Source organism: Escherichia sp. E4702 (genome assembly GCF_963883545.1).
Taxonomy (GTDB): Bacteria; Pseudomonadota; Gammaproteobacteria; order Enterobacterales; family Enterobacteriaceae; genus Escherichia.
The window spans coordinates 61,079-73,386 of the sequence record NZ_CAWORF010000035.1 but is presented as its reverse complement, the minus strand read 5'-3'; the positions used below and the strand labels follow the sequence as shown (position 1 = coordinate 73,386).

Genomic DNA, 12,308 nt, shown 5'->3' with positions numbered 1-12,308 from the left:
CGCCCGTTTCCTGATATGCTTTTGCCATCCATTACAAGGAGGTCAGATGGGTATCATAGCGCAAAATAAAAGCAGTTCACTGGGCATGCTGTTCGGTGCCATCGCTTTATTGATGGGTATTATCCACTTTTCATTCGGCCCTTTTGCCGCGCCACCACCAACGCTGGAAAGCATCGTGGCGGACAAAACGGCTGAAATTAAAAGAGGTCTCCTCGCCGGAATAAAAGGTGAAAAAATTACTACGGTGGAGAAAAAAGAGACGGTTGATGTCGATAAAATCCTCGATCAAAGCGGTATCGCACTGGCCATTGCTGCGCTACTTTGCGCATTTATTGGCGGTATGCGTAAGGAAAATCGCTGGGGCATTCGAGGCGCATTGGTATTTGGCGGCGGGACGCTGGCTTTCCATACCTTGCTTTTTGGTATCGGCATCGTGTGCAGCATTTTGCTGATATTCCTTATCTTTTCCTTCCTGACCGGCGGTTCACTGGTTTAAGCAACGCGGTAATGTTCAGAAATGCATTGTGAATACCAGGTGGAGTACCATTGACGGTAACTCCACCCAAAAAGGAGTTAGCCGATACTCCAGAAAAGCACCGCCAGTAACTGCGGTGTGATAATGCGCAGGAACATGACTAACGGATACACCGTGGCGTAAGAGAGCGCCGCCGCACCACTGGTAGGATGAAGATTATTGGCAAACGCCAGCGCCGGAGGATCGGTCATTGAACCCGCGAGCATCCCGCACATCGTGAGATAATTCATTTTGACTAACATCCGCGCCAGAATGCCAGCCGTGATCAGCGGAATTGCAGTAATCAATGCGCCATAGCCTATCCAGCTTAACCCTTCCCCATCCACCAGTGTATGGATAAAATCGCCGCCGGATTTCAGGCCAACTACCGAGAGAAACAGTACGATACCCAGTTCGCGCAGCGCCAGGTTGGCACTTGGCGGCATAAACCAGTAAAGCTTACCAATGCTACCGATACGCCCGAGGATCAGCGCCATAATCAGCGGACCACCCGCCAGCCCCAACTTCAACGCAGCCGGGAATCCAGGCACAAACACCGGAATGGAGCCCAACAATACGCCAAGCCCAATACCAATAAACACCGGTAACATTTGTACCTGTTGCAATTTTTGCTGCGCATTACCTAATACATTAGCAACGGCATCAATCGCGGACGGGCGTCCAACCAGGTTGAGAATATCGCCAAATTGCAGGCTAATATCGCTACTTGCAACTAATTCAACGCCAGCACGGTTCAGGCGCGAAATAACGACGTCATAGCGCTCCTTAAAGTGCAGGTCGCGAATACGTTTACCAAGCACATTCTCATTGGTGACCACGACGCGTTCGACGCGCAGATCGGTGCCTTTCGTCGACAGCGAGGTATCCACTTCCTGACCAATCACCAATTGCGCATTATGTAAATCCGCAGGCTGTCCCACCAGATGAAGCAAATCGCCCAACTGAATAATGGTTTCCGGAGAAGGTACTTTGAGGGTTTCCTCTCGTTTCAATCGCGAGCAGATAACTTTATCGCCATTGAGAATCGGTACATCTTTAATCGCTAAATTATGTAAGTTAGGGTTATCAACACGGATGTTAATGGTCCTGATCAGCACGCTACCGTTAGTCCGCGTGGACTCGTGTTGCAACGCCTCAGTCTCAACATTGACGCGGAAAATAACCCGCAGCATCCACATAGTGAACAAAATGCCGCAAATCCCAAATGGATAAGCCATCGCATAGCTCATCCCCATCTGATCGACCATCTCCATTGGTGTCCCCAGGTCGCGTAAGATCTGCTGACCTGCACCCAGCGCTGGTGTATTGGTGACCGCACCGGAGAAAATCCCCAGTACCACGGGAAGTGGAATATCGAACAGTTTATGCAGGATAGCGGTGACCAGGCCACCAATGATGACAACTAAAACAGCAAACAAATTGAGGCGTAATCCGGAGACACGCAACGAGGCAAAGAAGCCCGGCCCCACCTGAATACCGATAGTATAAACGAACAGGATCAGACCAAATTCCTGGATAACATGCAGCATGTCGCTGCTTAATGTCATCCCCGCCTGTGAAACAAAATGGCCGACGATGATCCCACCGAACAGCACGCCGCCAATGCCCAATCCAACACCGCGAAACTTGACGTTGCCGATAAACAACCCGACGACCGCCACCAAAGCCAGAATACTGACCGTTAATGCTATATCACTCATCGTCCATTTCTCTTGAAATAACATTTTAATTGCTACGGATTATGGCTGAATCGGTGAAGCAGATTTGCCTTATGGCGCACATTATCACGGTAAAGAAAGTGCCGGAACATCTTAAATTGGCGAAAATTAAAACATTGTTGAAGATTGCAGGCAAAAAAAAGCCCCACCAAACTGGCGGGGCAAAGAGAATAGCTAATTAGCTATTTAACGCGGGACGTTCGCTGATAGCGATACGCTGCGCTGCGATGGGTTCAGGCTCATTACGAATTAAATCAATATGCAGTAAACCATTAACGAAGGTTGCGCCAGAGACTTCCATATTTTCAGCCAGCGTAAAGCTCAGGCTAAACGGCTGATTCATAAGCCCTTGATGCAGCCATTTCTTCTCTTCTTTTGGCTGCTCCGGCGTGCCTTTTACGCTCAGGCGCGTTCCTTCCAGTTGAATCTCTAAATCTTCCTGACGAAAACCTGCCAGCGCAAGGGTAATGCGGTAGTGGTTATCGTCGCTTTTCTCAATGTTGTACGGCGGGAAGCTCTGGCTTTCACCGGCGTTTTGCAGTGCGTTGGCCAGTTTGTCAAAACCGATCCATTGACGCATCAGTGGGGATAAATCGAAGTTACGCATAGTCATTTCTCCTTCTAAGAAGCGAGTAAGTACCTGCAAATCCGAAGATTCGCATATGCTCCCTGACGGCGAGCATCAAATGTCAGGCCGCGCACTGCGGCCTTAGGGAATTAGTTGATTTCGATACGGCGCGGTTTTTTCGCTTCCGGAATCACGCGTTCGAGATCGATATACAGCAAACCATTTACCAAGTTAGCACCACGAACATGAATGTTCTCAGCTAACTGGAATTTACGTTCAAAGTTGCGTTCAGCGATGCCCTGGTACAGATAGGTGCGCTCTTTTTGTTCGTCGGCGTGAGCACCTTTCACCACCAGCAGATTGTCCTGGGCGGTAATTTCCAGTTCACTTTCGGCAAAGCCAGCCACCGCGATAGCAATGCGGTAATGGTTTTCGTCTACCAGTTCAACATTGTACGGAGGGTAGCCGCCATTACTCTGGCTCTGGTTGTTTTCTAAGTGGTTAAACAAACGATCAAATCCAATAGCAGAACGGTAAAGCGGGGATAAATCAAAGTTACGCATAATTAATAGCTCCTGAAATCAGCGAGAATGTAAGACCTTCCACAATGGACAGGTCGGATAGCCAGAACACCCATCAGGCGTGTTCTCATTGGCTACGGTATAAAAATGGGTCTGGATATGCACTTTTCAAGTCTTTTCGACGGACTTTTTTTTGCAGTTTGTGGTCTATTGCATAGACTGGGGGGCAGCACGAAACGTTAAAGTGCGATAGCCGCCACAGTGCAACGTAATGATGATGTTATTTTCAGCAAGGGATCGCTATAACACATCATGCCAACACCCACGATCAACAGATGAATTTATTATGATAAGAAATGTGTTGTTAGCGTTCATGATATGCAGCGGAATGGCATTACTCGGAGGATGCTCCAGCGTAATGTCCCATACCGGGGGGAAGGAGGGAACGTATCCCGGCACCCGCGCCAGTGCCACCATGATTGGTGATGACACAACAAACTGGGGAACCAAATCGCTGGCAATTCTCGATATGCCATTTACCGCAGTCATGGATACGCTACTTCTGCCATGGGATGCGTTCCGCAAAGACAGTTCAGTGCGCTCGCGCGTGGAAAAAAGCGAAGCCGACGCGCAAGCCATCAATGCCGTCATTCCACCAGCCAGAATGCCCGTGAACTGATTTAGCGGCCAGTTTTGGTTATCCACAACTGGCCGGCTTCCATCCACGCCAGCCATTGACCATCCGGCGAGAAGACCACCGCGTCCGCCGAAGGTGGGTTGGCGTGGTTTTCGGTTAAATACTCAACCGTACCGCTTTGCGCGTGTACGCAGGCAATACGGTTATCCAGCACAACGCCCAGCCATTCTCCCGATGGATGCCAGTTGAATGCTGACTGAATATCCGTTTTGTTATGGGTTAACTGGCGCGGTTCGCCGCCCTGTGGCGAGATAAGCCACAGTTGCACAATACCGTGATCATCACGCATTAAAAACGCGATTTGCGTTCCTTGCGGGTTACACCGCACCCAGTGGCGCGGGACGTTGACTAACCCCGGATAAGCCCGATGGTGGGTAAAGGTTAAACGTCGCTGCACGACGCCACGCGGTGGCGCGGGCAGAGTTGATTCCGTTCCGCTTAACGGCGCGTCGCCCGGCAATTTCCAGCCGTTTTCATCTTGCGGCAATTCAACAATATACAGCTCCGGCACTTTCTCGCCCTTTTGCGAAAGCGTATCGCCAATAAACGCCAGAGCGTGGTTTCCTACCCATCCTTCTTCATAAGCACGATTGATTTCATCGCTGCCCGGCTGCGGCGTGGGCGTTGTTTTACTCACCAGCACGCACCAGTGGCTACCGCTGTATTCACGCGGATGCTGCTTTTGCACATTGACCGGACCAAACGGCGCTGCCACCCCGACGTTTCGCAAATCCAGCGCTGGATCGCGTTCATGCAGCACGTGGTCGTTATAGGTAAAACTCACCATTTCACCGTTTGGGCTAAAGACATGTACATGACTGCCGCCGCGTAACGCCCCTGGAGTGTACGGAACGGTAATATCCATTGCATCGAGATTGCTCATCTTGCCGCCTTCAACAACCACGCCACGACGGTGATGGAAATCGTAATACCATGTTTCATCAGGATTTTCAGGGCCGTGGATGAAGACATACTTCTCTGACTTCGGATGAACGGTCACCACGCCGACGTGCGCGCCCTGTGACGCGCGGTAGATAACCTCGACCTCGCCGGTATGGATATTCACACGCTCAATGGTCTCACCGGTAAACGACGCGCCAGAAGGACGCACGTCAAACACCAGCCACTGGCTGTCGGGCGTCCAGGTATTGGTATTGGTGAGCAGGTGATTACGGGGAGCAAAGGTTATCTGTTTCATGGCGCGGTCCTGATACAAAACGGTTCCCGCCATCATACTTCACAAGGACTTCACTTTCAGACATTAGTCTTTTGCCATCGTGATGAATGTGAGTGAAAAGATGGAACATTTTGACGTGGCGATTATTGGCCTCGGCCCGGCAGGGTCGGCGTTGGCGCGAAAGTTAGCAGGCAGAATGCAGGTGATCGCGCTGGATAAAAAGCACCAGCATGGTACTGAAGGTTTCAGCAAGCCTTGCGGCGGTCTGCTGGCACCGGACGCGCAGCGATCTTTTATTCGCGATGGACTGACGCTTCCTGTCGATGTGATCGCCAACCCGCAGATTTTCAGCGTCAAAACCGTCGACGTCGCCGCATCTCTCACGCGTAACTACCAGCGAAGCTATATCAATATTAATCGCCACGCTTTCGACTTGTGGATGAAATCACTGATCCCCGCCAGCGTTGAGATTTACCACGATAGCCTGTGCCGGAAAATCTGGCGTGAGGATGATAAATGGCATGTCATTTTTCGTGCAGACGGCTGGGAGCAGCATATTACCGCCCGCTATCTGGTCGGTGCCGATGGTGCCAACTCGATGGTGCGGCGACATCTCTACCCGGATCATCAGATTCGTAAATATGTCGCCATCCAGCAGTGGTTCGCAGAGAAACATCCGGTGCCGTTCTACTCCTGCATCTTTGATAATGCGATAACTGACTGTTATTCATGGAGTATCAGCAAAGACGGTTATTTTATCTTTGGCGGCGCCTATCCGATGAAAGATGGCCAGGCGCGTTTCACAGCACTGAAAGAGAAAATGAGCGCCTTTCAGTTCCAGTTTGGTAAGGCGGTGAAAAACGAAAAATGCACGGTGCTGTTTCCCTCACGCTGGCAGGATTTTGTCTGCGGTAAGGACAATGCCTTTCTGATTGGTGAAGCGGCGGGATTTATCAGCGCCAGTTCGCTGGAGGGGATTAGCTATGCGCTGGATAGCGCAGACATTCTTCGTTCGGTGTTACTGAAGCAGCCGGAGAAGAGCAACGCCGCCTACTGGCGCGCCACCCGCAAACTGCGTTTAAAACTCTTCGGCAAGATAGTAAAAAGCCGATGCCTGACCGCACCGGCTTTAAGAAAGTGGATTATGCGCAGTGGTGTGGCGCATATTCCACAGTTGAAAGATTATCCAACGCGCTTCACATCGCCCACCAGCAGGATGTAAGAGAGTGCGCCAATCAACGCGACGGCGGAAATATAAACCAGTGCAGGTGCGAAACCGTAACCCTGCGCCAGGTACCCCACCACCAGCGGAACGGTGATGCCGCCCAGACCACCGGCAAAGTTAAACACGCCGCCGGTTAAACCAATCAGGCGCATCGGTGCCAGAGAAGAAACCAGCGACCAGGTAATCGAAGCAAATCCGTTGCCAAAGAATGCCAGCGCCATCAGGCACATAATCATCATCGGATCGTTGGTGTAGTTAGCGCCCATAATGCAGGTGGAGATCAGCAAGCCGCAGATAATCGGCGTTTTACGCGCAAAGCCCAGTGAAAAGCCCTTACGTACCAGCAGATCCGCGACCCAGCCAGAGAGCAGGACGCCGACAAACGCCGCGAGGAATGGCACTGTGGTCATAAAGCCTGCTTTCAGCGCGGTGATCCCTTTTTCCTGGGTTAAATAGTTCGGGAACCAGGTTAAGAAAAACCACAGTGTAGAAGCCACCGCAAATTGCCCAAGATAGACGCCAATCAGTTTACGATGGAACACCAGTTTCCAGTCTTTGGCTGTTAACGGCTGACGTGCCTCTTTTTTCACCGGCGCATCGCCATCCACCAAACCGCCGCCATCACGAATGTAATCCAGTTCAGCTTTGCTGATGCCTTTGGTCAGGCGCGGCGGCTGATAAACCTTAAACCAAATCAGCGACCAGATAATGCCGATACCACCAGTGACAATGAACACCCAGTGCCAGCTCAACATTTCCTGAATCCAGCTCAGCAGCGGAGTCAGAAACGCCAGACCGACAAACTGACCAGACGTATAAAAACCAACGGCGGAAGCACGTTCATGTTCCGGGAACCAGCTGGTCACCATCCGGTTATTGGTCGGGAAAGCGGGCGCTTCGAAAATACCAGTTATCGCGCGCAGACCAATTAATGACATTAATCCCGTGGCAAAGCCTGGAATAAAGTCGCCACTGACCAGCCAAATATCGCAATAAAATAAGTCACGCGTGAACCTACGCGATCTAAAAACCAACCGCCGGGGATCTGACATAGCGTATAAAGCCAGGCGAAGGCCGAAAATACATAGCCCATTTGCGCTTTGGTAATACCGAACTCTTCCTGAATATGGGCGGAAGCCACGGCCAGGTTAGCGCGGTCAACATAACAAATGACCACCGTAATAAAGATCATCACCAGCGTCAGATAACGCCGACGCCCCGGCTTTGCTGCATTAACGGGAATATCCATAGCGAGCTTTCTCCAGATTTTGGGCATAGCGAAGCCGCTCACCATGCCCTGTAATGTACAGAGGGTTATATTTTTGTATTGCTGTTTTAGTGCCCGATGAGGGGCTTACGTGGCAGGAATTACCACTCTGCTACGCTGTTATCTTCATGACGCCAGAGCGGATTACGCCAGTCCGGGGCATTTTTACTGAACTCAATAACTTTAGCTTCGTCGATTTCCACGCCTAAGCCCGGTTTCGTTAGCGGTTTAAAGAAGCCGCCGACCATGCTGAAGTCTTCTTTGTTTTTCACAAAGTCGAGTAACTCCGCGCCTTTGTTGTAATGAATGCCCATACTTTGTTCCTGAAGTACCGCGTTATAGGAAACAAAGTCGATATGCAGGCAAGCCGCCAGTGCAATCGGTCCGAGCGGACAGTGCGGTGCAAGGGTCACATCATAGGCTTCTGCCATTGCGGCAATTTTGTAGCATTCGGTAATACCGCCTGCGTGGGAGAGATCCGGTTGCAGAATCGAAATACCGCCCGCCTCCAGCACGCGTTTAAAATCGAAGCGTGAGAACATGCGCTCACCCGCCGCCAGTGGGATATGCGTCTGTGCCGCCAGTTTCGGGTAGTATTCGGCTTGTTCCGCCAGCACCGGCTCTTCAATAAACAGCGGGCGATACGGTTCCAGTTCTTTAATCAGTACTTTCGCCATCGGCGCGCTGACGCGACCGTGGAAATCAAGACCAAACTCAATCTGATTGCCAAAAGCTTCACGAATTTGTGCCACGGTGTTGACTGCCGCATCTATCGCGCGGGAGTTATCAATTAGCCCCAGTTCTTCACAACCGTTCAGTTTGAAGGTATCGAAGCCGATTTCACGCAGAGTTTTAATGCCGTCGATAACATCCGCCGGACGATCGCCACCGACCCAACTGTAGGCTTTGATTTTGTCACGGACCAGGCCGCCCATCAGTTGCCAGACTGGCGCATTCAGCACTTTGCCTTTGATATCCCATAACGCCTGGTCAATCCCGGCAATGGCGCTCATCAGGATCGGACCGCCACGATAAAATCCGGCGCGATACATCACTTGCCATAAGTCGTTGATGCGCGATGGATCCTGACCAATCAAATAGTCACCCAGCTCGTGAACTGCCGCTTCAACCGTACGGGCGCGGCCTTCAATCACTGGCTCGCCCCAACCGACCACGCCTTCATCGGTTTCAATTTTCAGGAACATCCAACGGGGAGGTAAACGATACGTGGTAATTTTGGTGATTTTCATTGCACTGCCTCTCGATACGCCTTAACAAATGCTGCTGTCTGCTACGTGGTACGTTCTACGGATTGCCCGGTGCCTGCGCGCCGTGCAATTGGGTTTCTTCACCACGCATGTCATTGTGGTTATCGTCATGAGAGAGGCACACGCTGGGGATTATAGAGATATTCCCCAGTCAATTGCGATGTAGCACACTGTCATGTGATTTCCTTTAACCTTCGTGTCGAGCTGGCGATCATGGTAAGCGCCGCCTGCTCTGCCGCATCGCCGTCCTGATGCCGTATCGCATCGAACAGCGCCTTATGTTCCTGGAGCGTTTGCGGCATGTTGGCCTCATCGCCCATCCAGGTTCGTTCAAAAACCGCCCGCTGCAGCGAACTGATCGCGATGCTAAGTTGCTGTAATACCGGGTTATGCACCGATTGCAGTACCGCCTCGTGATAGCGAATATCCGCTTCGTTAAACGCCTCTCGATCCTGATTGTTGGCTATCATCTCGTTCAGTGCCGATTCAATCTGCGCCAGATCGCTGGAGGTCGCGCGCTCCGCCGCCCAGCGGGCAATCGCAGGTTCCACCAGATTTCGTACTTCGCTCATTGCACTGATAAGCCGTGGGTCGTAGTCGTTTTCCAGCACCCATTGCAGTACGTCAGTGTCGAGGTAATTCCACTGGTTACGCGGTGCTACAAACGCCCCGCGATAACGTTTCATTTCAATCAGTCGCTTCGCCATCAGCGAACGGAACACTTCACGGATGATGTTGCGCGAGGTTGCAAACTCCTCACAGAGTTCCGCCTCAGCCGGAAGCGGCGAGCCTGGCACGTATTTGCCGTGAACGATCTGTTTACCCAGCGTAATGACAATGCGATCGGTTTTATTGAGAGTCATGGAGAGTCCTTGTGCTCTGTATGTTCTTCTCTACTTTACCCCGATCGATGCATAACGCGGCAATTTTGTAGTACCAGCGTGATGACATTCGCGTTTGCCGTGCGCGTAATGTAGTACAAACTTATATTGTTGTACTACAATTTAGATCACAAAAAGAACAATACATAAAAAATGACATGCGCCGGGCAGAAATCTGAAAAGGGGTATCAGGCGCTAAACAGGAGGGAAATAAGAGTATGCTTTCAACGGCTTAGCACTCTTGTTTAAAGGATTAATCATGAAGTTGAATTTTAAGGGATTTTTTAAGGCTGCCGGTTTGTGTTCTTTGGCATTCGCGTTGACCGGATGTCTAACCGCAGGACTGGTTTTTAATACCGCAAGCCGTCCACATGCCCAGCAATGGCGGTCAGACACGATTACGGGTTTATCACTGGCAGAGGATAGTAACGGTACGAAAGGCTATGTTTTTGTTGGCGAATCGCTGGACTACCTGCTGACCACGGGTGGCGGTGATGTGGTTAAAATGCTGAACGATCCGGCAATTCATGGCGAAAGAATCACCGTCCATGATAATGCGAAATTTATTTTAAGCAGCAGTAATAAGAAATTCTCTGGTGCTATTACGCTCTATTACGACTGGAACAACGAAGAAGATAAGGCACTGGCAACACAATATGGTTTTATTTGTGATACCCGGCGTTGTACTTGGGCACTTGACGGCTTGAAAGGCTCTATCCACCAGAAAAATAAAAAAGCGGATTACTCAAACGTGATGGTTTTCCATCAACCCTTTACGGTGGGATTTTATGAGTACAAAGCAACAGATGGCGTCCCGCGCGGCCTCGTTAATGCACTGCTACCAGTCACTCTTACGCTGGATATAGTAACGTCACCACTCCAGTTCCTGATTTTATGCACGACCAGAAATTGTTAATCGCTGCGGGCAAACGCATTCATGCTGTTTGCCCGCCCACAGATTAATTCAGCACATACTTCTCAATAGCAAACGCCACGCCATCTTCAAGGTTGGATTTGGTGACAAAGTTCGCCACTTCTTTCACCGAAGGAATAGCGTTATCCATCGCCACACCAACACCTGCATATTCAATCATTGCGATGTCGTTTTCCTGATCGCCAATCGCCATAATTTCTTCCGGTTTAATGCCCAACACGTCGGCCAATGATTTCACACCAGTGCCTTTGTTAACGCGTTTATCGAGGATTTCGAGGAAGTACGGCGCACTTTTCAGCACGGTGTATTTCTCTTTCACTTCCTGCGGAATACGCGCGATAGCCTGGTCGAGGATGGCGGGTTCATCAATCATCATCACTTTCAGGAGCTGTATATTGGGGTCCATTCTTTCCGCTTCGCAGAATACCAGCGGAATGGTGGCAACGAAGGATTCATGCACCGTGTAGTAGCTGATATCACGGTTAGCGGTGTACAGCGTGGTGCGGTCCAGGGCGTGAAAATGAGAACCGACTTCGCGAGAGAGTTTTTCCAGGAAACGATAGTCGTCATAGCTCAATGCTGTTTGCGCCACGGTGCTGCCATCAGCAGCCTTCTGTACCAGCGCGCCGTTGTAAGTAATGCAGTAGTCGCCGGGCTGTTCCATGTGCAGTTCTTTCAGGTAGTTGTGAACGCCTGCATAAGGGCGCCCCGTCGTTAGCACGACATTCACGCCACGGGCGCGAGCTGCGGCAATCGCATTTTTAACGGCGGGTGAAATGGTGTGATCGGGCAGCAGAAGGGTGCCATCCATATCGATAGCAATGAGTTTGATAGCCATGAGTTCCCCAGGTAGATTGTTTCCTGACCCATGCTAACGCGATTGCGCTCAAAAATCAGTACAACACCTGAGGGAAAACGGGGATGCAACGCGCGTTGCGTGCTCCCCTTTTGCTTAGCGGAAAAGTTTTCCTTTCAGCAATTCCATGCCTGCGGAAAGCAAATCGTTATTGGCTTGTGGCGAAACTTCGCCCTGCGGCGATAGAGCATCAATAATCTTCGGCAATTGTTCCGCCAGTATGTTGGAAGCAGCACTGGTATCAACACCGAGTTTTTGTCCAAGATCGGACACCGCATTTGTGCCGAGCGCCGACTCCAGTTGTTCTCCGCTCACCGGTTGATTACTTTGTTGGTTACTCAACCAGGATGTGAGAATGGCACCTAAGCCGCCACTTTGCAGTTTTTCCAGCAGCACCTGAATGCCGCCCTGCTCCTCAACCCAACTTAAAATCGCCTGATATTTCCCCGCATCGCCTTTCAGAAAGGCACCGACAACTTCATCAAAAAGCCCCATGATAATCACCTGTAAAGCGTTACGTGTTGACTCAAAAAGTATAGTTCTGCGGGATGATAATTGCGGATTGCAGAAATAAAAAGGGCGGAGATAATCTCCGCCCTTTTCTTAAAGCTTCTTGCCGGATGTGGCGTTAACGCCTTCTCCAGCCTACAAAATCATGAAA

Annotated in this window: 12 protein-coding genes, 2 pseudogenes and 1 other annotated feature; of the genes and pseudogenes, 4 read left to right on the top strand and 10 right to left on the bottom strand. The window is 50.7% G+C overall.

What is annotated here, in order from left to right; genetic code table 11:
- Nucleotides 1–46: 46 nt before the first annotated feature.
- Complete coding sequence (gene yidI, locus AACU94_RS20715) at nucleotides 47–496, top strand: protein YidI (RefSeq protein ID WP_130222499.1); 450 nt, start codon at nucleotides 47–49, stop codon at nucleotides 494–496.
- A gap of 77 nt (nucleotides 497–573) precedes the next feature.
- Here the strand turns inward: yidI and AACU94_RS20710 are convergent, their stop codons facing one another.
- From AACU94_RS20710 to ibpA, 3 genes are all read right to left on the bottom strand, one after another.
- The gene (locus AACU94_RS20710) at nucleotides 574–2,235 is read right to left on the bottom strand and encodes a putative transporter (protein WP_135488537.1); all 1,662 of its coding nucleotides are present in this window, start codon (nucleotides 2,233–2,235) and stop codon (nucleotides 574–576) included.
- A 196-nt stretch (nucleotides 2,236–2,431) separates the two neighbouring features.
- Nucleotides 2,432–2,860, bottom strand: a complete 429-nt coding sequence (ibpB, locus tag AACU94_RS20705; protein ID WP_001243431.1) for a small heat shock chaperone IbpB — start codon at nucleotides 2,858–2,860, stop codon at nucleotides 2,432–2,434.
- 110 nt (nucleotides 2,861–2,970) lie between these two features.
- Complete coding sequence (ibpA, locus tag AACU94_RS20700) at nucleotides 2,971–3,384, bottom strand: small heat shock chaperone IbpA (protein WP_001243437.1); 414 nt, start codon at nucleotides 3,382–3,384, stop codon at nucleotides 2,971–2,973.
- Nucleotides 3,378–3,450, bottom strand: a sequence feature (ROSE (Repression Of Heat Shock gene Expression) occurs in the 5'-region of heat shock genes and acts as an RNA thermometer to modulate expression.). (Overlaps the previous gene by 7 nt.)
- 238 nt (nucleotides 3,451–3,688) lie before the next feature.
- On the opposite strand from ibpA, the gene AACU94_RS20695 reads away from it, so the two are divergent.
- Nucleotides 3,689–4,021: a YceK/YidQ family lipoprotein gene (locus tag AACU94_RS20695; RefSeq protein WP_130215114.1), complete on the top strand. Its 333-nt coding sequence runs from the start codon at nucleotides 3,689–3,691 to the stop codon at nucleotides 4,019–4,021.
- A gap of 1 nt (nucleotide 4,022) precedes the next feature.
- Here AACU94_RS20695 and AACU94_RS20690 read toward each other — a convergent pair whose 3' ends face one another.
- On the bottom strand, nucleotides 4,023–5,237 hold the full coding sequence (locus AACU94_RS20690; RefSeq protein WP_205713085.1) for a DUF3748 domain-containing protein: 1,215 nt from the start codon (nucleotides 5,235–5,237) through the stop codon (nucleotides 4,023–4,025).
- A gap of 100 nt (nucleotides 5,238–5,337) precedes the next feature.
- Here AACU94_RS20690 and cbrA point away from each other — a divergent pair, with 100 nt between their 5' ends.
- Complete coding sequence (cbrA, locus tag AACU94_RS20685; RefSeq protein WP_135488536.1) at nucleotides 5,338–6,438, top strand: colicin M resistance lipid reductase CbrA; 1,101 nt, start codon at nucleotides 5,338–5,340, stop codon at nucleotides 6,436–6,438.
- Here cbrA and AACU94_RS20680 read toward each other — a convergent pair.
- The 4 genes and pseudogenes from AACU94_RS20680 to dgoR form a co-directional block, all read right to left on the bottom strand.
- A pseudogene (locus AACU94_RS20680) lies at nucleotides 6,399–7,735 on the bottom strand (MFS transporter). The gene cbrA and the pseudogene AACU94_RS20680 sit on opposite strands and share 40 nt — an antisense overlap.
- A 74-nt stretch (nucleotides 7,736–7,809) precedes the next feature.
- Nucleotides 7,810–8,958: a galactonate dehydratase gene (dgoD, locus tag AACU94_RS20675; RefSeq protein WP_130222503.1), complete on the bottom strand. Its 1,149-nt coding sequence runs from the start codon at nucleotides 8,956–8,958 to the stop codon at nucleotides 7,810–7,812.
- A gap of 70 nt (nucleotides 8,959–9,028) precedes the next feature.
- Nucleotides 9,029–9,121 (bottom strand): annotated as a pseudogene (locus AACU94_RS20665) (2-dehydro-3-deoxygalactonokinase); the annotation flags it as partial.
- 28 nt (nucleotides 9,122–9,149) lie between these two features.
- The gene (gene dgoR / locus AACU94_RS20660; protein ID WP_000174305.1) at nucleotides 9,150–9,839 is read right to left on the bottom strand and encodes a D-galactonate utilization transcriptional regulator DgoR; all 690 of its coding nucleotides are present in this window, start codon (nucleotides 9,837–9,839) and stop codon (nucleotides 9,150–9,152) included.
- 277 nt (nucleotides 9,840–10,116) lie between these two features.
- On the opposite strand from dgoR, the gene AACU94_RS20655 reads away from it, so the two are divergent.
- Nucleotides 10,117–10,773, top strand: coding sequence for a YidX family protein (locus tag AACU94_RS20655; protein ID WP_130222505.1), 657 nt, complete (start codon nucleotides 10,117–10,119; stop codon nucleotides 10,771–10,773).
- A gap of 43 nt (nucleotides 10,774–10,816) precedes the next feature.
- Here the strand turns inward: AACU94_RS20655 and yidA are convergent, their stop codons facing one another.
- Together yidA and AACU94_RS20645 are read right to left on the bottom strand one after the other, a co-directional pair.
- Nucleotides 10,817–11,629: a sugar-phosphatase gene (yidA, locus tag AACU94_RS20650; RefSeq protein WP_130215106.1), complete on the bottom strand. Its 813-nt coding sequence runs from the start codon at nucleotides 11,627–11,629 to the stop codon at nucleotides 10,817–10,819.
- Between the two features lie 114 nt (nucleotides 11,630–11,743).
- A complete protein-coding gene (locus AACU94_RS20645) occupies nucleotides 11,744–12,142 on the bottom strand; it encodes a YidB family protein (protein WP_205713084.1) in 399 nt (132 codons plus the stop codon).
- Nucleotides 12,143–12,308 lie beyond the last annotated feature (166 nt).

What these genes read in the sequence shown, in the direction of transcription:
- AACU94_RS20710 (WP_135488537.1), bottom strand. Translation starts at nt 2,235, where the DNA reads ATGAGTGATATAGCATTAACGGTCAGTATTCTGGCTTTGGTGGCGGTC.
- AACU94_RS20645 (WP_205713084.1), bottom strand. Translation starts at nt 12,142, where the DNA reads ATGGGGCTTTTTGATGAAGTTGTCGGTGCCTTTCTGAAAGGCGATGCG.
- yidA (WP_130215106.1), bottom strand. Translation starts at nt 11,629, where the DNA reads ATGGCTATCAAACTCATTGCTATCGATATGGATGGCACCCTTCTGCTG.
- ibpB (WP_001243431.1), bottom strand. Translation starts at nt 2,860, where the DNA reads ATGCGTAACTTCGATTTATCCCCACTGATGCGTCAATGGATCGGTTTT.
- AACU94_RS20695 (WP_130215114.1), top strand. Translation starts at nt 3,689, where the DNA reads ATGATAAGAAATGTGTTGTTAGCGTTCATGATATGCAGCGGAATGGCA.
- yidI (WP_130222499.1), top strand. Translation starts at nt 47, where the DNA reads ATGGGTATCATAGCGCAAAATAAAAGCAGTTCACTGGGCATGCTGTTC.
- dgoR (WP_000174305.1), bottom strand. Translation starts at nt 9,839, where the DNA reads ATGACTCTCAATAAAACCGATCGCATTGTCATTACGCTGGGTAAACAG.
- dgoD (WP_130222503.1), bottom strand. Translation starts at nt 8,958, where the DNA reads ATGAAAATCACCAAAATTACCACGTATCGTTTACCTCCCCGTTGGATG.
- cbrA (WP_135488536.1), top strand. Translation starts at nt 5,338, where the DNA reads ATGGAACATTTTGACGTGGCGATTATTGGCCTCGGCCCGGCAGGGTCG.
- ibpA (WP_001243437.1), bottom strand. Translation starts at nt 3,384, where the DNA reads ATGCGTAACTTTGATTTATCCCCGCTTTACCGTTCTGCTATTGGATTT.
- AACU94_RS20655 (WP_130222505.1), top strand. Translation starts at nt 10,117, where the DNA reads ATGAAGTTGAATTTTAAGGGATTTTTTAAGGCTGCCGGTTTGTGTTCT.
- AACU94_RS20690 (WP_205713085.1), bottom strand. Translation starts at nt 5,237, where the DNA reads ATGAAACAGATAACCTTTGCTCCCCGTAATCACCTGCTCACCAATACC.